Source organism: Streptomyces eurythermus (assembly GCF_014649115.1).
Classification (GTDB): domain Bacteria; phylum Actinomycetota; class Actinomycetes; order Streptomycetales; family Streptomycetaceae; genus Streptomyces; species Streptomyces eurythermus.
In genome coordinates this window covers 206,229-226,649 of record NZ_BMSK01000002.1, presented here as the reverse complement: position 1 = coordinate 226,649, position 20,421 = coordinate 206,229, and the positions used below count along the sequence as shown (strand labels likewise).

Genomic DNA, 20,421 nt, shown 5'->3' with positions numbered 1-20,421 from the left:
AACCCCGGCTACAAGGACTTGGATGTCACGGCAGCCGCCCTTCACCACACCGACACGCCCCGAGCCACCAAGGTCGGCGAGATGACGGCAACGCCCCGGGCGGCCTTCCATGATCTGGTCTGCGCGGGGGCCGGCCGCCGCAGGCCGGCCCGGACCCACCTCGGCCGCCTGGCCGTCCACCGCGATGGTCGAAGATGGAGTCATGACAGGGGAAGCGAGCGAGATCGCTCTGAGTATGCGAGAACTGCGTGAGGTCACCGCGTTCGCCGCGACGTGCGCGGAAGCGGTGCTCCAGGTGTTCGAGGGCGATCAGCCGGACGACTTGCGGCCCCGAGACGCAATCGGCGCCGCGTGGGAGTTCGCTCGAGGCGGTCGGCGGGGGAAGGCTCTGCGAGACAGCGCGTGGGCGGCACTCCAGGCAGCCAAGAGCACGGACACCGCGGCCGCGCGTGAGGCGGCTCGGGCAGCCATGTCCGCGGCAGGCGCCGCCTACCTGCACCCGCTGGCCAAGGCCACCCAGGTCAAGCACATCCTCGGGGCCGGCGCCCATGCGGCCAGAGCGGTCGAACTCCTCGCCGACGACGACCGGAGCGTTGGTGCCGCACATCTTGAACAGGTACGGCATCACGCGACGCCGGTCGTCGTCGACGTACTCGAACGCTTCCCGGCAGCACCGGCCGGCGGCGGAAGAGTCGGCGAGTTGATCCGCGTACTGGACGTCGGCCTTCGCTCGAACCTGTGATCAACTCCGTTCGTTTCATTGACATTTCACTCAGACGTCCTACCGTTGGGAGCGCTCCCATGACAGCTTGCAACTGGAAGGAGTCCCCCCACATGCGCAAAAAGAGTCCGTTAACCGGGCGTTCGCGGTCGTCCCTCCGCCGGCCTCTCCAGGCGCTCGCCATGCTGTTCGCCGTGGTTGCCGGCGCGCTGGCCTGGTCGGCACCCGCCCAGGCCCACGGCACGATCGTCGACCCCGCCTCCCGCGCCTACCAGTGCTGGAAGACGTGGGGCAGCAACCACACGAACCCGGCCATGCAGACCCAGGACCCCATGTGCTGGCAGGCGTTCCAGGCCAACCCCGACACCATGTGGAACTGGATGAGCGCGCTGCGCGACGGCCTCGGTGGCCAGTTCCAGGCGCGGACCCCCGACGGCACGCTCTGCAGCAACAACCTCTCGAGGAACTCCAGCCTGGACAAGCCCGGGCCCTGGAAGACCACCACCGTCGGCAACAACTTCTCGGTCCACCTGTACGACCAGGCGTCCCACGGCGCCGACTACTTCAAGGTCTACGTGAGCAAGCAGGGCTTCGACCCCAAGACCCAGACCCTGGGCTGGGGCAACCTCGACTTCATCACGCAGACCGGCCGCTACGCCCCGGCGCAGGACATCACGTTCCCCGTCCAGACCTCCGGCTACAGCGGACATCACATCCTGTTCGTGATCTGGCAGGCCTCGCACCTCGACCAGGCCTACATGTGGTGCAGCGACGTCAACTTCGGCTGAGCCGGGGAGCGCGGCGCACGGCACCGACCTCGGCCGGGTGGCCGGTGACCCGCCGCCCGGCCGACCGGACTCCGTCGGGGCAGGGAAACCCGTTCGGTCACCCTGCCCCGACGGGGCTCCTGCGCTCCTGGATGGGACCGGCCCGCGCCGGGGACCTGCCGCGGCCAGGCCGGCGGACTCTACACACGCTCGCCGACCACGCCTACGCATGACCTCTCGAGCCGCCGTCATCCGAGCACCCTTCTTGATCGTGTGGTGACGGTACAGTCCGATCTTGGGTACTGAGAGCGCATGAGGTTGCTCGAGACAGTGCGTGACGTGGACCGGAAGCTCACGAGGCAGGCCGCTTCCCGCGTGCCACGCCCGCTGGCCCAAGCGCTGTCGGTGGTCGAGGAGGCGGCGCAAGGCACGAAGCTGTGGTGCGGTGTCACCGCGGTGCTGGCCTGGCTGGGCGGCCGACGCGGCCGCAGGGCGGGGACCGCTGGCCTGGTAGCCGTCGCGGTGGCACAGCTGGTGTCCAACGGCATGTGCAAGCCCTTGGCCGACCGCCCCCGGCCGCCCAAGGGCTGGATTCCCCACGACGAGGTCGAGGACCGGCCCGACTCGTCGTCGTTCCCCTCCGGCCACACGGCTGCCGCCGTGGCGTTCGCGGCGGCCGCCGCGCCGGCGTGGCCCCTGGTCGGCGCCCTGTGCGCGGTCCCTGCCGCGGTGGTCGCCGTGGAGCGGGTGCAGAGCGGCGCCCACTACCCCAGCGATGTCGCTGCCGGGGCGGTCATCGGTCTGGGCGCGGCCTGGTTCACCCGGTGGTCTCCGCGCCTGCTGCGCCGATGTCGATCCCGGTCGGTCCCCGCGTGCTCGTACGGGTGGGCGCACCACGTGCTCACGATGCCGGGTGTCATCCTGCGCGGCCGGGGCGGCACCCGTGCTCGCCGCTGAGCGGCCTGCTCGCGCTCCCCCGGGCCGTTGTCGGCCGGTCGGCGGCCGCCGGGCCGCGCCGTGACGGACAGGACCGTGAACGGCTCGTCCAGAACTCCGAAACCCCCGATCACTCGGCCGGCCGACACCCTGATGCGCCGGCTCACCCGCGGGCGGCGGCGGCCGTGGACGCGCGGGAGGTCACGGGCGGCTGTCCGGTGGCCACGTGCAGGTCCTGGTCCCGCAGCCGGCCGGCCGCCCACACGCTCACCAGCCCCGTCAGCGCGAGGTAGCCGCAGGCCCACCAAGGGCTCCCCGAGCCGAAGGCCAGCAGGGCGGTCATGATCAGTGGAGTGATGCCGGACGCGAAGACGCCGGACACCTGGTAGACGAAGGACATGCCCGTGTACCGGACGGGTGTGGCGAACAGCGCGGCGAACAGCGTGCCTTGAGCGCCGTAGAACCATGCGTGCACGATCCCCAGCGTCACGATGAGCGTGGCGGCGAAGGCCGGGGTTCCTCCGGTGCCGAACAGCCAGAACGCCGGGAAGACCGAGACGGCGAAGGCAGCCATGCCCGCGCGGTAGACCCGGCGGGCTCCACGGCGGTCGACGGCGGCCCCGGTCACCGGTATCAGGGCGGCCATCACGAGCGCCGCGGCCGTGACCGCGAGCAGCACCGGTGTGCGGTCCAGGTTCAGCGTCCCGGTCGCGTAGGTGAGGGCGAAGACGCCCCAGGTGTTGAAGGCGGCTCCCTCTCCCCAGCGCGCCAGCATCCCGAGCAGGAGATGCCGGCGCGCGGCGGGCTCGCGCAGCAGTTCGACCAGCGGGGCCGGCCGGGACGGTGCCCCCAGACGCCGTACGGCACGGAACGCCGGTGTCTCCTCGATCCTCAGCCGTACGGTCAGTCCGACGGCGACGAGGACGAGGCTGACCAGGAAGGCGATCCGCCATCCGTAGTCGAGGAACGCCGCTTCGCCGAGCACGTCGTCCAGCAGCGCGAACACTCCTGTGCCCAGCGCCAGTCCGAGGGCCAGCCCGATCTGCGGGTAGCTGCCGAACCGGCCCTTGCGGCCCGTGGGCCCGTACTCCACGGCCAGCAGGACCGCTCCGGCCCATTCCCCGCCGAGTGCCACGCCCTGGGCGACACGCAGCACCAGGAGCGACGCCGGTGCGAGCACGCCGGCCTGCTCATAGGTGGGCAGCAGGCCGATGAGGGCGGTGGAGACGCCCATGAGGCCCATGGTGAAGGCCAGGGTGTGCTTGCGGCCGATCCGGTCGCCGATGTGGCCGAAGAGCAGGCCGCCCACGGGACGGGCGACGAAGCCCACGGCGAACGTCGCGAACGACAGCATCGTGCCCACGGTGCCGTCGGCCGTGGGGAAGAACAGTTTGCCGAAGACCAGTCCCGCGGCTGTGCTGTACAGGAAGAAGTCGTACCACTCGACGGTGGTGCCCAGCAGGCTGGCGAGCACGACCGTCTTCAGTCCCCGCGCATCGGTGGGATCCGGCTCGTGCGCGCGGGCCTGGGCCCGCGGGGACGCGGACGCCGGGCTCATCGGGCGGCGAACGGGACGATGCCCGCCTCGACGGTGCGCGGACCCGCCGGGTGCCGCCACAGACCGCGCTTCTCCAGTACCGGCAGAACGCCTTCCCCGAACCAGTACGCCTCCTCCAGGTGCGGTACCCCGGACAGCACGAACTCCTCGATGCCGAGGCGGTGGTACGTCTCGATCAGGTCGGCGACCTCGGTGTGGCTGCCGACCAGTGCCGTGCCCGCGCCGCCGCGGACGAGGCCGATGCCCGCCCACAGGTTCGGGTAGACCTCCAGGTTGTCGGTACTGCCGCTGTCGTGCAGCTCGCGCATCCGGCGCTGCCCCTCGGACTCGCTGGTCGCCAGGCCCCGCTGCACCTCCCTGATGTGTGCGGGGTCCATGGCCTTGAGCAGCCGCTCCGCCTCGGCCCACGCCTGCGCCGAGGTGTCCCGGCTGATGGTGTGCAGCCGGATGCCGAAGCGCACCCGCCGGCCGTGCGCGGCGGCCAGCGAACGTACCCAGTCGATCTTCTCCTTCACCTGCTGCGGCGGTTCGCCCCAGGTCAGGTACACATCCGTGTGCCGTGCCGCCACCTCGCCGGCCGCGGGTGAGGAGCCGCCGAAGTAGATCGGCGGTGCGGGCTCGGGCAGGCGGCTCAACCTGGCGCCCTCGACCCGCAGATGCTCGCCGTGGTGGTCGACCGTCTCGCCCGCCCACAGCCGCCGCACGATGTCGAGGAACTCCCCGGTGCGGGCGTACCGCTGGTCCTTGTCGAGGAAGTCGCCGTACGCGCGCTGTTCGGCGGATTCGCCGCCCGTGACCACGTTCAGCAGCAGCCGCCCGTGCGACTGCCGCTGGTAGGTCGCGGCCATCTGCGCCGACAGTGTCGGGCTGATCTGCCCGGGCCGGAAGGCCACCAGGAACTTCAGCCGATCGGTCACCTGCGTCAGCATGGCCGTGGTCAGCCACGCGTCCTCGCACCACCCGCCCGTCGGGGTGAGGGCCCCGACGAAGCCGAGCTGCTCGGCGGTGCGGGCGATCTGGCCGAGATATTCGACGGTGGCCGGGCGGTCCCCGGCGGCGATGCCGGGCGTGGACCCGTGACCGCCGCCGACGACGTGCCGGCTGTCACCGGTCGTGGGCAGGAACCAATGGAAGGTGAGGGCAGACATACAAACTCCGAAACGGGTACGAAAACGGCTGCCGGGCATGCCGGTGTGGTGCCGTGCGGGGGGGGCGAGGGCTGGAGGCCCGGTGGCCGTGCGGGCCCGAGGACGTCAAGGGCCCCGAGGGTGTCGTCGGCGCTGTCGCACTCGCCTGCTACAGCAGGCCGTGCCGCGGTGGTCTGGTGCCGTCGATGACGTACCGACCGATGTGCTGGACCTTCCAGCGCGTCGGGTCGTGCAGGGTATGGGTGCGGGCGTCGCGCCAGTGCCGGTGCAGGTTCAGTGACCGGAGGGCCGCGCGGGTGCCCGCCACTTCGAACAGGGCGCCCGAGACCTCGACTGCGGCCTGCGCCGCCACCACCTTCGCGGCGGCGACCGCGATGGACGCCGCGGCCGCGGAGTCGTCGGTGAGGTCGTCGCGGGCCGCGTCGACGGTGCGGGCGGCCTCCCGCAGGAGCGCCTCGGCGGCTCTGACCCGCAGGCCGAGTTCACCGAACCGCTGGATGAGCAGCGGGTCGTCGGCGGCGGACTCGACCCCGCTCTCGAACCAGGGCCTGCTCTTCGTCCGTACGAACGCGGCCGCCTCGGCGAGGGCGCCCGCGGCGATGCCCGCGTCGATGGCCGCGTGCAGCAACTGGGCGAAGGCGCCGTGCAGTTGGGGGCCCTGGAAGGTCAGGTGGTGGGGCAGGACCCGGTCGGCGGGCACGGTGACGTCCGCGAGGTGGACCGTGCCGCTGGCGGTGGTCCGCTGGCCCATCCCGTCCCAGTCGTCGACGACCGTGAGGCCGGGCGCGTCCCGTGGGACGTACGCCGCGTGCAGGGTGTCGTCCTCGGCCCGGGCCAGCACGGGGATCCAGTGGGCGAACAGGGCGCCGGTGCAGTAGTGCTTGACGCCGCTCAGCAGGTACGAGCCGTCGGGACGGCGCCGCAGCCGGGTGCGGATGTCCTGGACGTGCTTGGTGCCGGCCTCCGACTGGGCGTTGCCGAGGCGACGCCCGGCGAGCAGTTCGGCGAAGAAGAACTTCTGCTGCTCGGGCGTGCCCTGGCGGCGGATGACATTGACGTACACGAAGTGGCTCTGCGGGATCTGGGCGATACTGCCGTCCGCCGACCCGAGCAGGCGGAAGATCTCCGCGAGCGTCCCGGTGCGGACGTCCGCTCCCCCGTGGCCTGCGGGCACGGTGACGGCCAGGAGCCCGGAGGCGGACAGCCGGTCCAGTTCCTGTCGGGGCAGCCTGCGCTCCGCGTCGCGCAGGGAGGCGCCCGCCCGGAACTCCTCGGCCAGCTCCGCGGCGACCGCGAGGGCTTCGGCGTCGTCGGCGATCACATGGGCGGTCATGGTGATCAGCCCGCCGCGGCCAGGAGCGGGGTCCGGCCGAGTGCGGCCGAGAAGTGGTCGATCACGCGGGTCAGTGCCTCGTCGGCGGCCGGGGCGACGCGGAGGGAGCCGTCGTCGTGGACCGTGATGTCCTGGTCGAGGGTGAACCAGCCCTGGACGATGTGCGAGGCCCCCATGGAGTTCAGGACCGGGCGCAGCGCGTAGTCGATGGCCAGGACGTGAGCCGTGCTGCCGCCGGTGGCCAGCGGCAGCACCGTCTTGCCCCTCAGGGCGTACTGCGGCAGCAGGTCGAGGAGCGCCTTGAGCACCCCGGAGTACGCGGCCTTGTACACCGGTGAGCCGACGACGACGCCGTCGGCGCGGGCGAACAGTTCCGTCACCTCGAGGATGGCCGGGTGCCGGAAGTCGGCGCCGAGCAGGGCCTCGGGCGGGATCGTACGGACGTCGAGGGGGACCACGTGGTGGCCGTGGGCGAGGAGCCGCTGGTCCAGGTGGCGCAGCAGACGGTTGGTGCGGGAGGAGACGGAGGGGCTGCCGGAGACGGACAGAACGGTGGCCATGGGGTTTCTCTTTCGGGCGGAGGGGCGCCCCGCTCAAGGGGCGCCCCGTCGGTGCGGCGGTCAGGAGTACCAGGTGGGTTCGGGCAGCTCGCCCTCCAGGATCCGGCGGCCGACCTCACGCCGCTTGTAGGCGACCGGGTCGTGCAGGGTGTGGGTGCGGACGTTGCGCCAGAAGCGGTCCAGTCCCTCGGCGCTCGCCGTGGAACGGGCGCCGGTGACCTCGAAGATGCGGCTGGTGATCTCCAGGGCGACGTCGGTGGCGCGTGCCTTGGCGGCGGCCACCCGCACCTCGAAGTCGCCCCGGGCCTGCTCGGTCACCGCGTCGGGGTCGTCGTGCAGTCGCTGTCCCTCGGCGGCGACCGTGTCGGCGAGCGCCTCGACCGCCCAGAGTTTCGCGGTGAGGTCGCCGTAGGTGTCGATGACGTACGGCTCGTCGACCGCGCGCTCGTGGCCGCCGTGCAGCCACGAGCGGGACTTGGTACGGGTGTACGCGGCGGCCGTCTCCAGGGCGCCGCCCGCGATCCCGAGGTAGAGGTTGACGAAGACGAGCTGGATGGTGGGCACGTTGAGGGTGTTGTAGACGCGCGGCTGGAACCGCTTGTCCACGTAGCCGGCCGCCGAGGACCACGGTGTGCGGACGCCGTCGAGCGTGACGCTGCCGCTCTCGGTGAGCCGCTGGCCGATGTTGTCCCAGTCGTCGTGGAAGGTCAGGCCCTCGCTGTCGGAGGGCACGATGGCGAAGACGTGGCGGTCGGTGCCCTCGAAGACGCCTTCCAGGACGGTGACGTCGGAGACCCTGCTGCCGGTGGAGAAGGACTTGCGGCCGGTGAAGACCAGTTCGTCGCCGTCCTCGGTGACGATGACGTCCTTGTCGCGCGGGTTCACCGCGCCGCCGAAGAACCAGCGGTTGCGGGCGGCCTCGGCCTCGACGTGCTCCCACTGTTCGCGGGTGCCGACCAGGCGGGCGGCCCAGTTCCAGAGGTAGTGGTAGCCGAGGAGCTGGCCGATGGAGCCGTCGGCCTTGGCCACCTCGCGGACGACCCGGTAGGCCGTGCGCCAGTCCTGCCCCGCGCCGCCGTGCTCCACGGGGCCGAGCAGGGTGACCAGGCCGGAGTCCTTCAGCAGTCGCACCTCGGCGTACGGGGTGGCACCGGCCCGGTCGCGCTCGGCGGCGTCGGTGGCGAGCACGGCGGCCACTTCGGCGGCGCGGGCGATCCAGTCCGCGGCCGTGCGCGGGGCGGGGCGGGTGGTCCAGTCGGTGGGCGTGGCAGTGCTCATGCGGGGGTGACCTCTTTCACGGTGCGGTGTGGAGGGTGGGGGGGTCAGGCGTGAGCGGGGACGGACTCGTCCTCGGCGCCGGAGAGCCGGGCTTCCAGTTCCCTGACGAGGGGCAGTACGCGCGTGCCGAAGTACTCGACCTCCTCGTGGTAGTGCAGGAAGCCGAGCAGGAAGAGGTCGACGCCGAGTTTCTTGTAGGCGACGATGCGCTCGGCGATCTGCTCGGGGGTGCCGATCAGGCCCGTACGGAAGCCGTCGTTGTACTGCACGAGGTCCTCGAAGGAGGAGTCCTGCCACATGCCCTTGCCGTCGGCGGTGGACCGGCCGGCCTGCCGGACCGCGGTGCCGAAGCCCTCGACGGCCTCGGTGTCGGCCCGGGCGACGATCTCGCGCAGGGTCTCGCGGGCCTCGTGTTCGGTGTCGCGGGCGATGAGGAAGCCGTTGAGCCCGAACCTCGGCGCGGTGCGTCCCGCCTCGGCCGCGGACGTACGGATGTCGTTGATCTGCTTGACCACTCCGTCGAAGTCCTTGCCGTTGGAGAAGTACCAGTCGGACACCCGGCCCGCCATGCCCCGGGCGGCGGTGGAGTTGCCGCCCTGGAAGATCTCCGGGTGCGGCCGGCCGGTGGTACGCAGCGGCTTGGGTTTGAGGGAGAAGTCGCGCAACCGGTAGAAGTCACCGGCCAGTTCGGCGTGGTCCTCGGTCCACAGACGGCGCAGCGCGGTGATGAACTCCTCGGCCCGCCGGTACCGTTCGTCGTGCTCCAGCCAGGGTTCGCCGAGGGCGGTGAACTCGTCCTTGAACCAGCCGCTGACCACGTTGACGGCGAAGCGGCCGTGGGACAGGTGGTCCGCGGTGGCGCCGAGCTTGGCCAGGACGCCGGGGTGCCACAGTCCGGGGTGGACGGCGGCGATGACCTTCAGGCGCTGGGTGGCCAGCAGCAGGGCCAGGCTGAAACTGGTGGACTCGTGCTGGTACTCGGCGCCGTAGCTCGCCATGTAGCGGACCTGGGTGAGGGCGTACTCGAAGCCGTTGTTCTCGGCGAGTACGGCGAGTTCGCGATTGTAGTCGTACCCCCAGTCGGTACGTTGCTCGATGGTGCTGGTGACCAGCCCCCCGCTGACATTGGGAACCCAATAGGCGAACTTCACGGGCTGTGCGGGCATGCAGAACTCCTGTTGCGGAAAGTGCGGTGTTTTTCGCACGCCGACGCGTTTTCCGCGCGCCGACGTGTTTTCCGCACGCCGAATCGACGGGGCGTGCCGGAACGCCTAATCCAGGCGGTGCGGTGAATACGCGGCACGCGGCCGTGCTTCGACGGGCGTGGCGTGGGGGAAGGGCGGCCGATCGGCTGATCAGGCCGCGGTGCAACAGGAGGCGCTGGAAACGCGGGCGAGGTCGACATGGCGTCGCCGCGTGAGGTCCAGTCGCATCTTCATGCCGACGATGCTGGCAGCAGCCGGGGGAAGCCGTCAAGGTAAACCCGACCGGTTTCGCATCGCGGACCACTGGAATTCACGAGGGTGTGACAGGAAAACCCTTGAACGAGTCCCGGAACAGACCGCACTCTGCTGGTGTGCGAACGGAACAGCTGGAGTACATAGCGGCCGTCGTCCGGCTCGGTTCGCTGCGCCGGGCCGCCGAGGAACTGCGCCTGTCCCAGCCGGCGCTGAGCGAGACCGTGCGCAATCTGGAACGGGAGCTCGGAGTCGACCTGCTGGAGCGCAAGCGGACCGGGGCCACCATGAGTACCGCGGGCAGGGAACTGCTCCCCCACGTCCTCGGTGTACTGGAGGCGGTCGACCGGCTCAGGGCCGCGGCGGGCGAGCAGCACCGCATCAGCCGGATGGTGCGCGTCGGCACGGTCAACGCGGCGACGGTACCGCTGCTCATTCCGGCCGTGCGTGCCTTTCGCGCCGCCCACCCCGTCACCCAGGTCGAGGTGGTCGGCGCGCAGCAGTCGGACATCCACCGGGCCCTGTCGGAGGGCGGTTTCGACCTCGGTCTGGTCAATCACCTGGAGGGGGACGACATACCCGCCGACTTCGAGTCCACCGAGCTGCTGTGGGGCCGGCCGGTGGTGTGTGTCCGGCCGGACAGCCCGCTCGCCTCCCGCCCGGTGGTGACGGTGGAGGACCTGCTCAGCGAGCCGTTGATCGCGATGCGCACCGGATATGTGATGCACCGTTATGTGCACCGGCTGCTGGACGGGCGTACGGCGTCCTTCTCGTACTCGACCGACGGGGCGGAGATGGGCAAGCTGATGGTCGCCGAGGGGCTGGGGGTGACGGTGCTGCCGGACTTCAGCGTGTGCGGGGATCCCCTGGAGCGGCAGGGACTGATCACGCACCGGCCGGTCGCCGCGGACGCGCCCCGGGTGCTGCTGATGCTGCAACGCCGCAAGGCGGAGTCGGAGCCGCAGGCGGCCCGGGACCTGCACGAGGTGTTCGTGCGCACGGCCCGGGAACTGGGCGGTACGCTCACTGGCGCCTGCCCCCGGCCGCCCGCGCCCGGGCCCCCACCGCGCTGATCGCAGCGCGAGAGCGGGGGAAGTCACCCCACACCGTCCGAAAGCGGCCAGCCCGCGGCCCCACGCCGGCAGTCATGTCTTGCGCGCCCGCGTCAGCGGGTCGGGACCGGCCCGTGGCGGGCGTGTCCGCGGCGGTGTTGGCCCGCCGTTGGGTGCGGGGGCGACGCCGGGCTGGACCGACCGCAACGCGCGCTGCGCCTCGCTTCCGCGTGGCCTGTAACGGCCATCCGCCGCCGTCTCGGAGCCGCGAGTGCAAGCCCCTCTTCCGGCAACCCCGCAGCGGGACGCACCCTGCGGACTCACGACCACCTGTTCCGGGGCGCGGAGAGACGTCCACCAGGCCGCCCGCGAACCGGTCGTCGCTGGTGAAGTCCGCGCCCGCACGGACGCGTTGGCCGCCGACTCCACCGGTGTCCACCGCTGGCCGGTACTGGACTCGGCCCGGTGGAGGCGGTACGCACCAGCCCGGCCGCGTGGAAGAGGTGCGGTTCGTCCTCTTCGACGCCTCCCGGTACGAGGCGTTCGCCCGGGAACCCGGCGGCCCGGCCTCCCGGTCAGCTGGGCCGGGGCAGCCAGACCGGGGCGCTGCTGCCGCGTGGCACGAGGACGGTGCGGAAACGTCCCGGGGTCCTCGACATGATCACCTGGTCGGTGACGCCCTGGTAGCGGCCGCACGGGGTGTCGGCGGTGAAGGTGTCCGGGTCGAGGTAGGCGTGCGGGGAGTCCGGGTCCGGGGCGAGTGCGGTCTCCCGGGCGTAACTCCGGTCGAAGACACCGAGGCTGAGGATCCAGGTGGCGATCCGCGTGAGGTTGAGGGTGACGCGGTAGCTGCCGCCCTCCTCGGCGCGTCGCATCAGCGCGGCGAGCGCGCCGGTGGTGGCCAGCCAGGACAGGACGTAGTCGTTGACGACGCTGATGTACGGCAGGGCCGGGGTGCTGGTCGGGCCGGCCGTGACGCCGTCCTCGCCCTCCATCAGCATGATGCCGCCGAGCGCGCCGGCGGTCTGATCGAAGCCCACCCGGTGGGCCCACGGTCCGGTCTCGCCGGCGAGGGTGAAGCTGCAGTGGATGATCCCGGGGCGGACGGCCGCGGCCTCTTCCGCGCTCAGGCCGATCTTCTCCAGGTAACCGGGGCGGCGGTTGGCGTAGAACACGTCGGCGTCGCGCAGCAGTTGACGGATCCTCGCCCGGCCGTCGGCGCCGTAGGGATCGATGGTGGCCGAACGTACGCCGACGTTGGCGCTGTTGTACGTCGAGTCGTGCTCCAGTTCGTTGGGCCGCCAGATGTTGAGCACGTCGGCGCCGTGCTGGGCCAGGTCCCGGCCGACGCCGGCACCGGCGATGATGTGGCCCATGCCGAGGGCGCGCACGCCGGACAGCGGCTGGTCGGCGCCGGCGCTCAGGGGCTCGGGCTCGCTGTCGCCGATCTTCTCGATCCTGATGAGCGGTTCCCGGGCGATGTACTCGTACGCCGGTTCCCGCAGGAACTCCTCCGTGGTGCGCAGCATCGGCATCACCACGCCGATCTCGTCACCGGCCCGTTCCAGGTCGGCGGCGTCCCATCGGGCGATGGCGTCGGCGACGGCCTGCTTCTCGGGCCAGGTGCGCAGCAGCTTGTAGACGGCGTTCTTGATCTTCGGGTAGGGGTTGAGCGGCATCACCCAGCGCCCGTCGCGGGTCCGGTAGAAGTCGAACCCGAGTGGGTTGACGGGATCCGAGGGGGTGCCGCCGGGGTAGCCGTTGAGCAGCTCCCACTTCTTGTCGTAGAAGGGGCACAGCCGGTGCGGGGCCTTGCGCAGGTCCATGGTGATGTCCTGGCCCTCGCCGCCGCGCCGGCGCCACAGGGCGGCCAGCGCGGCCGACTTGGCCGTCATCCCCAGGGCGGGGACGGCGCCCAGGCGCATGATGCTCGGCACGACCGGGTCGCTGCCGATGAACGTGATCCTTCCGCCGCTGTCCTCGGGGCGCAGACCGGCCGGGGCCAGCACCTCGCGCAGGGCCTCGTGGATGTCGAAGCCGTCGTCCTCGTGGGTGAGGGGGTGGGCGAGGGCCTTCCGGATGCGTGCGGTGATTTCTTCGGTGCTCATGTCCAGCCTCTGTGCGGGTGTGGGTCGGGTCAGCCGTCGTAGCCCTCGCCGAGGGCGCGCATGACGGCGATCTGCCGGCGGTCGCGTTCGGCGGCGAGGTCGGCGACAGAGCCGCCGAATTCCTTCACCTGCTCGGTCAGCAGCCGCCGGGTGCGCTCGTCGAACGCGACCTGCTCCTCGGCCATGTCGGCCCAGCGGCGCTCCATGCCGGCCCCGAGGTGGCTCATGAAGTGGGGCAGCCCGCCCTCGCCGCCGCCGAGGTGGAACGAGCGGAAGGGGCCGGCGACGGCCCAGCGCTGCCCGAGGGAGGAGGTGACGATGTCGTCCAGCTCCCGCATGGTGACCACCCCCTCGCTCACCAGGTACACGCACTCCCGGAAGATCGCCGACTGGAGCCGGTTCGCGACGAACCCCGGCACCTCCTTGCGCAGCACCTGCGGACGCTTGCCCAGGGCCTGGTAGAAGGCGCGGGCGCGTTCGGTGGTCTCGGGCGAGGTCCGCTCGCCGGGCACGACCTCCACCAGCGGCACCAGGTGCGGCGGGTTGAACGGGTGTCCTACGACCAGCCGTCCCGGGTCCTTCAGGGCGGTGGCGATCTCGGTGGCGGGGATGCCGGACGTGGAGGTGGCGAACAGGGCGCCGGCGGGGGCGTTCTCCTCGATGACACGCCACATCCGGTGCTTGACCTCCAGCCGCTCCGGGCCGTTCTCCTGCACCAGGTCCGCCGCGCGCACCGCGTCCGCCAGGTCCGGTACGAAGGCCAGCCGTGCGGTGAGGTCCGAGGTGTCCAGCCCCAGCGCGCCGAGCGCGGGCGCGGCCTGCGCGATGTGCCCGCGCACGGCCTCCTCGATACCGGGCTGGGGATCGCTGACCGTGACGGACAGCCCGCGGGCCAGGAACAACGCCGCCCAGGAGGCGCCGATCACTCCTCCCCCGACGACGGTGGCGGTGCGGATTCCGGCGATGCTGTCGTGATCTGACATGCGCGCCCTTCTCCTCTCGGTTTCTCTTGCTCCGGGCCGGTTTCTCCGGCTCCGGCTCGCGGGAGCGGTCAGCGGGCGAGGTAGTCGTGGACGACCCGGGCGCGGCCCAGGGTCAGGTCGGTCAGGACGTGCGCGGCGGAGACGACCTCCAGGACCGGCAGGTCGGCGAGCGGGGCCAGCGCGTGGGCGAAGAGCTGGAGCCGCGCGGGACCGCTCCAGGCGCCCTTGACCACGATGTCGGCGATCTGCGTCCGGACGAGTTCGCAGATGCGCGGCGAACCGTCGTAGTGCGGCAGCTTCTTGAGCATGAACGTCGGCCGGGTCAGCTCCTCGCGGGCCTGCTCGGTGTTCAGCGGCCGGTGCTTGTAGCCCATCGTGGCGCGGGCCACGGGCAGCGTGCCGTGGTCGAGGGTGCCGACCAGGGTGTCCTGGTCGACGTACAGCCGGGGGCGGCCGGCCTTCTTCGGGAAGGCGCCGATCTCCCGGCCGCTGGCGATGGCGGGGAAGTTGTCCACATGCATCGAGATGCTGTACTCGCCCGCCTCGCCCTCGTACTCGACGACGGCGAGCTGGCCGGCCTCGGTGTAGTCGCCCAGTCCGGTGACATCGGGCATCCGCATGACCTCGAAGCGGACCAGCGGCTCGGCCACCCGCAGCGGCTCCGGCACCACCCTGCGCAGGGCCTCGGGTTCCGTCCGGTAGGTGATGTTCAGGTACTCGCGGTCGGTGAACCGGTACGGGCCCGCGGGGAAGGCCGGGGCATCCAGCGGTGTCGACGGTGCACGGACGACGTCCTCGGCTCGCATGACTCTCGCCTGCCTCTCCTGGCCCCTTCCGGACTATCCGGAGCATAAGGGGCCCAAGTGCGGCAAACATCTCGTCCGACTGCCCCTGGAGAGGGTCGGACGGGGCCGCACGATCAGTGAGTTGTAAATGGCAACTGAATCCACCGTACCGCCGGGTCGAGGGTGTTGCAAAACGCAACCTCGACGGGTCTATGTGATCATGCGTACCGGAACCATGGGGAAGGACGAACACACGTGACCGACGACGACACGGAGGTCCCGGGACTCGTCCGGGAGCTGGTGACCCTCTCCCGGCGCTTCCGGGCCAACGCCGAACGGCTCCACCCGGACCTGAGCTTCGTCGACTATTCACTGCTGTCCGAGCTGTCCGAACGCGACGGGGCCCGGGCGGGGGACCTGGTCGGGCTCTACGGGCTCAACAAGTCCACGATCAGCCGCCAGGTCACCGCCCTGGAACGGGCCGGCCTGCTGGTACGCGAGCCCGTCCCCGGCAACCGCCGTGTCCAACTGCTGCGACCCAGCGACCGGGGCCGGGAACTGCTCGCCCGCGCCGACGCCCGGATGTACCGCGAGGTCGACGCCCGCACCGCCGGCTGGTCCCCGGAGGAGGTCGGGGCCCTGCGCGCCCTGCTGGCCCGCTACAACGCCGCCGCGTCCGCCGTGGCCGGTGACGCTTGACGGGGGACGTCTGATGGGGGGCGCTTGGCGGGCCTTGCCGAGGAACCTGACGGGGGTCGTCTGACGAGGGACCCTGGCGGGCGTGGGGCATCTGACGTGGAAGGCATCCGGCCGGGAACCCGCGGGGGCACCGGGTCCGTAGGGGCCGGCCGGTCAGCTCAGTGAACGCAGGGCCCTGCCGAGCCGTGCCACTCCGTCGGCGATGACACCGGGCGAGCCGGACGCGTAGCCCAGGACCAGACCGGGCGGCCCGGAGGACTGACGGTGCCAGGACAGCGGGTGGCACTTCACGCCGTGCGCCAGCGCCGCCGCCGCGAACTCGGTGTCCGGCACGTTCCCGGGGTACGTGACCGTGAGGTGCAGACCCGCCGCCGCGCCGTGCACCACCGCGCCCGGCAACTGCCCGGCCAGCGCGGTGATCATCGCGTCGCGCCGTCTGCGGTGACGCCCGCGCGCCAGCCTGAGGTGCCGCTCCAGTTCCCCGGACTCCATCAGCCGGGCGAGCACCAGCTGCGGCAGCACAGCGTTGCCCAGGTCGTTGAAGCGCTTGGCGTCCACCAGCGCGGAGCGGTACCGGGCCGGTGCCACCAGCCAGCCGATCCTCAGCGCCGGCGCGAGCAGCTTCGAGGCGCTGCCCAGATAGCAGACCCGATCGGCCAGCAGGGCTCGCAGGGCGGGGACCGGGGGCCGGTCGTAGCGGTGCTCGGCGTCGTAGTCGTCCTCCAGGATCAGCCCGCCCGCCCGCGCCCACTCCAGCAGTTGGCGCCGGCGTTCACCGCTGGTGACCACGCCGGTGGGGAACTGGTGGGCGGGTGTGAGCAGGACGGCCCGGGCACCGGTCGCCCACAGCGCGTCGACCCGTACGCCGTCCTCGTCGACCGGCACCGGCGGGGTCGCCAGACCGCCGTTCGCCAGGTGCTGGCGGGCCCCGAGCGAGCCGGGGTCCTCCACCGCGACCGCGTCGACGCCGTCCGCCCGCAGCACCGGGTGCAGCAGGGTGAGCGCCTGCGCGGTGCCCGCGACGATCAGCACGGACTCCGGGTCCACCCGTACGCCGCGCATCCGCGCCAGCCAGTCGGCTACGGCGCGCCGCAGCCGGGGCGCGCCGCGCGGATCGCCGTAGCCCAGGTGGTCGGCGGCCGACTCGGCGAGTACCGCGCGCTCGGCCCGCAGCCAGGCCGCCCGCGGAAAGACGGTGAGATCGGGCCGTCCGGGCGTGAAGTCGACGACGGCCGGGGCGGCCCGCAACGCGTCGAAAACGCCGGCCCCGGGCACCCCACCGAACAGCCCGGCCGGGTCGGGGGCGGCGGGTGTGTCGTGGGACGGGCTGGCGAGGCTTCGGTGTGCGGATGCGCCGTGGGACGGGCTGGCGGAGCTTCGGTGTACGGATGCGCCGTGGATTGGCTCGGCGGGGTTCCGGTGCCCGGGTGCACCGTGAACAGACCTGGCCGAACTCTGGTACCCGGGTGTGTCGCGGTTGGGCCCGGCGGGGCCTTGATGCTCGGGTGTGCCGTGGAACGGTCCAGGCGGCCCTGGGCGCGCGAGTACACCGTCGACGGGCGCCGGGCCTTGACGCTCGGATGCGTCGCAGAACGGTCCGGGCGGCCCTGGGCACGCGGGTACACCGCCGACGGGCGCCGGGCCTTGACGCGCGGGTGTGTCGTGGATCGGCCCGGCCGGGCATCGGTCCGCGGCCCCGCCGGGCCGGTCGCCGCGCGTGACGTCGTTCCCGAGCCTGTCGGCGCCACTCGTGCCCCGCGGGTCGGGGTGCCCTCCGACGGCATCCACCGTCGACCCGCCGGCGTCACCTGCGCCCGACCCTTCGGCATGCCTTTCGGCGTTCTGCGCCCGCGGCCCGTCCGCGCCTCCCGTGCCCAGTGCGTTGGCGTCCCCTCCGGCGCTGCCCACGTCGAGGCCGTCGGCGTGCCGACCGGCGTCGCCTACTCCCGGCCCGTCGGTACCCCACGCCTTCAGCCCGTCGGCATGCCCACCGGCATCCCCCAGGCCGAACCCGGCCCCCGGACCCGGCGTTGCAGTGTTGGCGAACGGGGCGGCGACGACGATCGTGCCGGCGCGGCGGCGGCCCGTCACCTGGCCGTCCTCGGCGAGGCGCCGGTACGCCTCGGTGACCACGCCCCGGGACACCCGCAGTTCGGCCGCGAGCACCCGGGTCGGCGGCAGCCGGCCACCCACCGGGAGCCGGCCGTCCGCTATCGCCGCCCGCAGCCGCCCGGCCAGCCACTCCGCCTTGCCTCCGGCGGGCACGTCGGCGACAGCCAGCTGGAGGAAGTCGGATCCGCGTGCCGCCCCGTTCACCGTGTCCCGCCCCTCGTCCACGCCGCTCATGCTGCCACGCGCCCCGGCCCGCCCCGACGGCGGCGGTCAGCCGAAGACGAACTCCGGGGCGTCCGGCGTGAGGACGGCCGTCGTCGTGGTGGCCGTCCAGTGCGACGCCACCTCCTCCTCGATCGTCTTCAGCACCTCCGCCACGGTGTCCGCGCCGCCGTCGTGCATCGCCTCCGTCACCACCAGCACCCGCCCGCTCCCCGCGCCGACCGCCGAGTGGCCGCTCTGCCGGTGGGTCCAGCGGCGGGCATGGGCCCGGTCCGCCGAGTCGACGAAGGTCACCTCGCCGGGCGCGGGACACTCGTCCCCGCCGCCGAAACGTGTGTACGTCTCGTCGCCGTGAGCCGGCCGGACCTCCAGCAGCGGCCCGCTGATCCGGTCGACGTCGAGCACCGCGACCGGCACCGCGTACGCCACCGAGACCGCGTTGCACAGGTCCACCAGCGGATGGATGCGCGGCAGCTGGCCTTCTTTCCGCAGCCGGCGCAGCAACGACTCCGAGGCCGACCGCACCTGAGTCGGCTTCACCCCCATCCGGCTGAAGGCCCGCCGCCAGGCCAGCACCTCGGGGAACTCACCCTCGGCGGCGCCGGCCAGCCGCGCCACGGCCCGCGCGGTGTACACGGCGGCGGCCGGACCGGTGTCGGCCGGGGCACCGACGCCGGCGGCGTACAGCGCGCCGGCGGACAGTTCGGGATACGCGGCCCTTACCGCGTCGGCATGCCGGAATCGCACGGTCACGCCACCACCGCTCGCACGCCGGGATCGGACGGAACACTCAACGGGACCTCCTCGGATGATCGTCGGACCCCACCCTGCCCCGCCGTTGGCCCGGCGACCAGGACCAAACAAGGTCCGGCGCACAGGTCCATAACCCGGCACGCGACCGGCGGCGCATGCCCTGCCCACCGGCCCCGGCCCACGGCGTCACAACTTCGGCCGGGCCCGGGACAGCCGTACGAAAGCCGAGACCCGCGATGAACCCCGCTCTGCCGGACGACCTCTCCCTAAAAACGACCGTTCTCCCTGAAGATGACCGACAAGGACGTGCCCCGGCCGGAGGAGGCGCGCGGGACGGCATCCCGCCGGGCACCCGGATCAACATCACCTTCTTGGCCGGCGAGGACACCACGACCCGGCGGAAGCCGTCCTTCGGCGGAAGGACTGATCCCTCACCCTCGTCGGCTGACCGGCAGTCAAGCAGGTCAGTCCGCAGACCCGAGGTCACTCACGGGTCAACCTTCAGGGAGAGCAGGTGGGCAGGATGGTGGTGAGCTGGTTCAGGTCGTTCGGGCGGACACGGATTCCGGGAAGCCACAGGTGCTTTCCGTGCCGCGTGACCTGGATCCAGATGCTGGTGTGTTGGTGGTTCTCGTCGGTGACGGTGACGCCGTTGGCGATGGTGCAGCGTGCCTGGAGCAGGTCGTGGTGCCAGACACGGTCGGCGGAGTTGGAGGTCACGTACGGGCGGTAGGGGTTGTAGGCGAGGGACAGCGCGCATTCGTGCGTACGGGGTTCCTGGCATTTCTTCTCGACGTTGTGGACGAGAACACCGGCGTTGCCGCTTTCGCTCGGGCTTCCCTCGGCGCTCCGCGCCGCATCGGAGGCACCTCGCAGGGGCAGCGCGAACAGCAGTGCCGCTACGAGCGCACCCCCGGCGGCAGCGGCCGCGGCGATGCCCCCGCGGCTGGACAGGGCTCCACGCAGCCGACGCCACCAGGCAGGACGGGAACGGGAAGACGGACCGGCAGCACCGGCAGCACCGGCGGTGTCGGTGACGGCCGGCACGTCGGGCCGGTTCCGGTCGGCCGCCTCCCACAGCGCGCGGTACTCGGCCGGGTCCGCGCCCAATGCCCGGCACAGGTCCCTCACCACGCCCCAGACCGGCACGGTTTCGCCGCGGAAGTAACGGGAGAGCGACGAGTCGCTGATACGGACCTGCGCCTCCAGGCTGCGGAGCGTACGCCCCGACTGCTGCTGGAGGGTCCGCAGCGCGTCCCCCAGCCTCCGTGCTGCCGCACCCCGGTCTGTTTGTCGGCCGGTCATCGATCGGGGCCTTCCTGAAGGGCGGGGCAACAGCGTCCCACCGACTGACCCTTGTCCCGGGACAGGCATGTCCCAGCAGGTCAGGACTTTATTTATCCCGACATCGGTGAAGCAAACGGGATCTGGTTGTGAAGGTGCAGCTTCCTGCGCAAACTCGGCATACCGGCTCAGCGGATCACCCCCGAGGGTGAGCGTGCCGGTGGACGGGGCCGTGCCGGCGGATGCCGCACGGACCGACTTCACACCCCAACCGAAAGGATGTTCATCATGCGTGTGCGCACCACACTGTCCGCCTTCGCGGCCATCGCGGTGACCGGTCTCGGTCTGGCGTCCGCGGCTCCCGCCGTCGCGGCCCCCGGCACGGCGTCCCACCGGGTGGCCGCTGTCCAGGCAGCCGACAGCCTCGACATCCACCGCGGCAAGTACATGACCTTGAGCGGCTGCCAGACGGCGGGCCAGCAGGGCATCGACCGTGGGCACTGGGACCGCTACCAGTGCGCCGAGGGCAACATGTGGCCCTGGAAGTGGAACCTGTGGACCAACCGCTGACAACGTGACGCTGCCGGTGGCCTCCACACGCACGGGGGGGGGGAGGCCACCGACGGCCGGCGACCGCTGACCAGCTCGGCCACCCGCCTTCACCG

At 72.0% G+C, this 20,421-nt stretch carries 18 protein-coding genes and 2 pseudogenes; 6 read left to right on the top strand and 14 right to left on the bottom strand.

Annotated features, from left to right (window positions below; translation table 11 throughout):
• Positions 1 to 202 precede the first annotated feature (202 nt).
• The 3 genes from IE251_RS03750 to IE251_RS03740 all read left to right on the top strand — a co-directional run bounded on the left by IE251_RS03750 (position 203) and on the right by IE251_RS03740 (position 2,445).
• On the top strand, positions 203 to 742 hold the full coding sequence (locus IE251_RS03750; protein ID WP_189751466.1) for a putative immunity protein: 540 nt from the start codon (positions 203 to 205) through the stop codon (positions 740 to 742).
• Between the two features lie 92 nt (positions 743 to 834).
• The gene (locus tag IE251_RS03745; RefSeq protein WP_491590658.1) at positions 835 to 1,509 is read left to right on the top strand and encodes a lytic polysaccharide monooxygenase auxiliary activity family 9 protein; all 675 of its coding nucleotides are present in this window, start codon (positions 835 to 837) and stop codon (positions 1,507 to 1,509) included.
• A 318-nt stretch (positions 1,510 to 1,827) separates the two neighbouring features.
• Positions 1,828 to 2,445: a phosphatase PAP2 family protein gene (locus IE251_RS03740; protein WP_229896567.1), complete on the top strand. Its 618-nt coding sequence runs from the start codon at positions 1,828 to 1,830 to the stop codon at positions 2,443 to 2,445.
• Positions 2,446 to 2,587: 142 nt separating this feature from the next.
• Here the strand turns inward: IE251_RS03740 and IE251_RS03735 are convergent, their stop codons facing one another.
• The 7 genes from IE251_RS03735 to IE251_RS41980 all read right to left on the bottom strand — a co-directional run bounded on the left by IE251_RS03735 (position 2,588) and on the right by IE251_RS41980 (position 9,734).
• Positions 2,588 to 3,982 (bottom strand): MFS transporter, encoded by a 1,395-nt coding sequence (locus IE251_RS03735; RefSeq protein ID WP_189751463.1) that lies wholly within the window; start codon positions 3,980 to 3,982, stop codon positions 2,588 to 2,590.
• Positions 3,979 to 5,130, bottom strand: coding sequence for an LLM class flavin-dependent oxidoreductase (locus tag IE251_RS03730; protein ID WP_189751462.1), 1,152 nt, complete (start codon positions 5,128 to 5,130; stop codon positions 3,979 to 3,981). The genes IE251_RS03735 and IE251_RS03730 overlap by 4 nt, the downstream gene beginning before the upstream one ends.
• Positions 5,131 to 5,278: 148 nt before the next feature.
• Positions 5,279 to 6,463, bottom strand: coding sequence for an SfnB family sulfur acquisition oxidoreductase (locus tag IE251_RS03725; RefSeq protein ID WP_189751461.1), 1,185 nt, complete (start codon positions 6,461 to 6,463; stop codon positions 5,279 to 5,281).
• A 5-nt stretch (positions 6,464 to 6,468) separates the two neighbouring features.
• Positions 6,469 to 7,023 (bottom strand): NADPH-dependent FMN reductase, encoded by a 555-nt coding sequence (gene ssuE / locus IE251_RS03720; RefSeq protein ID WP_189751460.1) that lies wholly within the window; start codon positions 7,021 to 7,023, stop codon positions 6,469 to 6,471.
• Positions 7,024 to 7,083: 60 nt separating this feature from the next.
• Positions 7,084 to 8,301, bottom strand: coding sequence for an acyl-CoA dehydrogenase family protein (locus IE251_RS03715; protein WP_189751459.1), 1,218 nt, complete (start codon positions 8,299 to 8,301; stop codon positions 7,084 to 7,086).
• A 44-nt stretch (positions 8,302 to 8,345) separates the two neighbouring features.
• Entirely contained in the window at positions 8,346 to 9,467 is a 1,122-nt protein-coding gene (sfnG, locus tag IE251_RS03710; protein ID WP_189751458.1) for a dimethylsulfone monooxygenase SfnG, read from the bottom strand.
• A gap of 189 nt (positions 9,468 to 9,656) precedes the next feature.
• Positions 9,657 to 9,734, bottom strand: a complete 78-nt coding sequence (locus IE251_RS41980; RefSeq protein ID WP_351520955.1) for a putative leader peptide — start codon at positions 9,732 to 9,734, stop codon at positions 9,657 to 9,659.
• 143 nt (positions 9,735 to 9,877) lie between these two features.
• Between IE251_RS41980 and IE251_RS03705 the strand changes: the two genes are divergently transcribed.
• Positions 9,878 to 10,831 carry a LysR family transcriptional regulator gene (locus IE251_RS03705; RefSeq protein WP_189751457.1) on the top strand — a complete coding sequence of 318 codons (954 nt, stop codon included), beginning with the start codon at positions 9,878 to 9,880 and terminating at the stop codon, positions 10,829 to 10,831.
• A 554-nt stretch (positions 10,832 to 11,385) separates the two neighbouring features.
• On the opposite strand, the gene IE251_RS03700 is transcribed toward IE251_RS03705, so the two are convergent.
• The 3 genes from IE251_RS03700 to IE251_RS03690 form a co-directional block, all read right to left on the bottom strand.
• Positions 11,386 to 12,918 carry a CoA transferase gene (locus IE251_RS03700; protein ID WP_189751456.1) on the bottom strand — a complete coding sequence of 511 codons (1,533 nt, stop codon included), beginning with the start codon at positions 12,916 to 12,918 and terminating at the stop codon, positions 11,386 to 11,388.
• Positions 12,919 to 12,947: 29 nt separating this feature from the next.
• Complete coding sequence (locus IE251_RS03695) at positions 12,948 to 13,901, bottom strand: 3-hydroxyacyl-CoA dehydrogenase NAD-binding domain-containing protein (RefSeq protein WP_189751455.1); 954 nt, start codon at positions 13,899 to 13,901, stop codon at positions 12,948 to 12,950.
• A 68-nt stretch (positions 13,902 to 13,969) separates the two neighbouring features.
• Positions 13,970 to 14,707 (bottom strand): acetoacetate decarboxylase, encoded by a 738-nt coding sequence (locus tag IE251_RS03690; protein ID WP_189751454.1) that lies wholly within the window; start codon positions 14,705 to 14,707, stop codon positions 13,970 to 13,972.
• A gap of 234 nt (positions 14,708 to 14,941) precedes the next feature.
• Here IE251_RS03690 and IE251_RS03685 point away from each other — a divergent pair, with 234 nt between their 5' ends.
• Complete coding sequence (locus IE251_RS03685) at positions 14,942 to 15,385, top strand: MarR family winged helix-turn-helix transcriptional regulator (protein ID WP_189751453.1); 444 nt, start codon at positions 14,942 to 14,944, stop codon at positions 15,383 to 15,385.
• Between the two features lie 153 nt (positions 15,386 to 15,538).
• On the opposite strand, the pseudogene IE251_RS03680 reads toward IE251_RS03685, so the two are convergent.
• The 4 genes and pseudogenes from IE251_RS03680 to IE251_RS03665 all read right to left on the bottom strand — a co-directional run.
• Positions 15,539 to 16,681, bottom strand: a pseudogene (locus IE251_RS03680) (aminotransferase-like domain-containing protein); the annotation flags it as partial.
• 729 nt (positions 16,682 to 17,410) lie between these two features.
• A pseudogene (locus IE251_RS03675) lies at positions 17,411 to 17,731 on the bottom strand (GntR family transcriptional regulator); the annotation flags it as partial.
• 36 nt (positions 17,732 to 17,767) lie between these two features.
• Positions 17,768 to 18,472, bottom strand: coding sequence for a B3/B4 domain-containing protein (locus IE251_RS03670; RefSeq protein WP_229896566.1), 705 nt, complete (start codon positions 18,470 to 18,472; stop codon positions 17,768 to 17,770).
• Positions 18,473 to 18,973: 501 nt separating this feature from the next.
• A complete protein-coding gene (locus IE251_RS03665; RefSeq protein ID WP_189751452.1) occupies positions 18,974 to 19,777 on the bottom strand; it encodes a helix-turn-helix domain-containing protein in 804 nt (267 codons plus the stop codon).
• Positions 19,778 to 20,044: 267 nt separating this feature from the next.
• On the opposite strand from IE251_RS03665, the gene IE251_RS03660 reads away from it, so the two are divergent.
• Positions 20,045 to 20,326, top strand: a complete 282-nt coding sequence (locus IE251_RS03660; RefSeq protein ID WP_189751451.1) for a hypothetical protein — start codon at positions 20,045 to 20,047, stop codon at positions 20,324 to 20,326.
• Positions 20,327 to 20,421 lie beyond the last annotated feature (95 nt).

Coding starts and splice junctions, on each gene's coding strand:
- IE251_RS03735 (WP_189751463.1), bottom strand. CDS start 3,982: ATGAGCCCGGCGTCCGCGTCCCCGCGGGCCCAGGCCCGCGCGCACGAG.
- IE251_RS03690 (WP_189751454.1), bottom strand. CDS start 14,707: ATGCGAGCCGAGGACGTCGTCCGTGCACCGTCGACACCGCTGGATGCC.
- ssuE (WP_189751460.1), bottom strand. CDS start 7,023: ATGGCCACCGTTCTGTCCGTCTCCGGCAGCCCCTCCGTCTCCTCCCGC.
- IE251_RS41980 (WP_351520955.1), bottom strand. CDS start 9,734: ATGCGACTGGACCTCACGCGGCGACGCCATGTCGACCTCGCCCGCGTT.
- IE251_RS03725 (WP_189751461.1), bottom strand. CDS start 6,463: ATGACCGCCCATGTGATCGCCGACGACGCCGAAGCCCTCGCGGTCGCC.
- IE251_RS03745 (WP_491590658.1), top strand. CDS start 835: ATGCGCAAAAAGAGTCCGTTAACCGGGCGTTCGCGGTCGTCCCTCCGC.
- IE251_RS03660 (WP_189751451.1), top strand. CDS start 20,045: ATGCGTGTGCGCACCACACTGTCCGCCTTCGCGGCCATCGCGGTGACC.
- IE251_RS03750 (WP_189751466.1), top strand. CDS start 203: ATGACAGGGGAAGCGAGCGAGATCGCTCTGAGTATGCGAGAACTGCGT.
- IE251_RS03700 (WP_189751456.1), bottom strand. CDS start 12,918: ATGAGCACCGAAGAAATCACCGCACGCATCCGGAAGGCCCTCGCCCAC.
- IE251_RS03665 (WP_189751452.1), bottom strand. CDS start 19,777: ATGACCGGCCGACAAACAGACCGGGGTGCGGCAGCACGGAGGCTGGGG.
- sfnG (WP_189751458.1), bottom strand. CDS start 9,467: ATGCCCGCACAGCCCGTGAAGTTCGCCTATTGGGTTCCCAATGTCAGC.
- IE251_RS03695 (WP_189751455.1), bottom strand. CDS start 13,901: ATGTCAGATCACGACAGCATCGCCGGAATCCGCACCGCCACCGTCGTC.
- IE251_RS03730 (WP_189751462.1), bottom strand. CDS start 5,130: ATGTCTGCCCTCACCTTCCATTGGTTCCTGCCCACGACCGGTGACAGC.
- IE251_RS03715 (WP_189751459.1), bottom strand. CDS start 8,301: ATGAGCACTGCCACGCCCACCGACTGGACCACCCGCCCCGCCCCGCGC.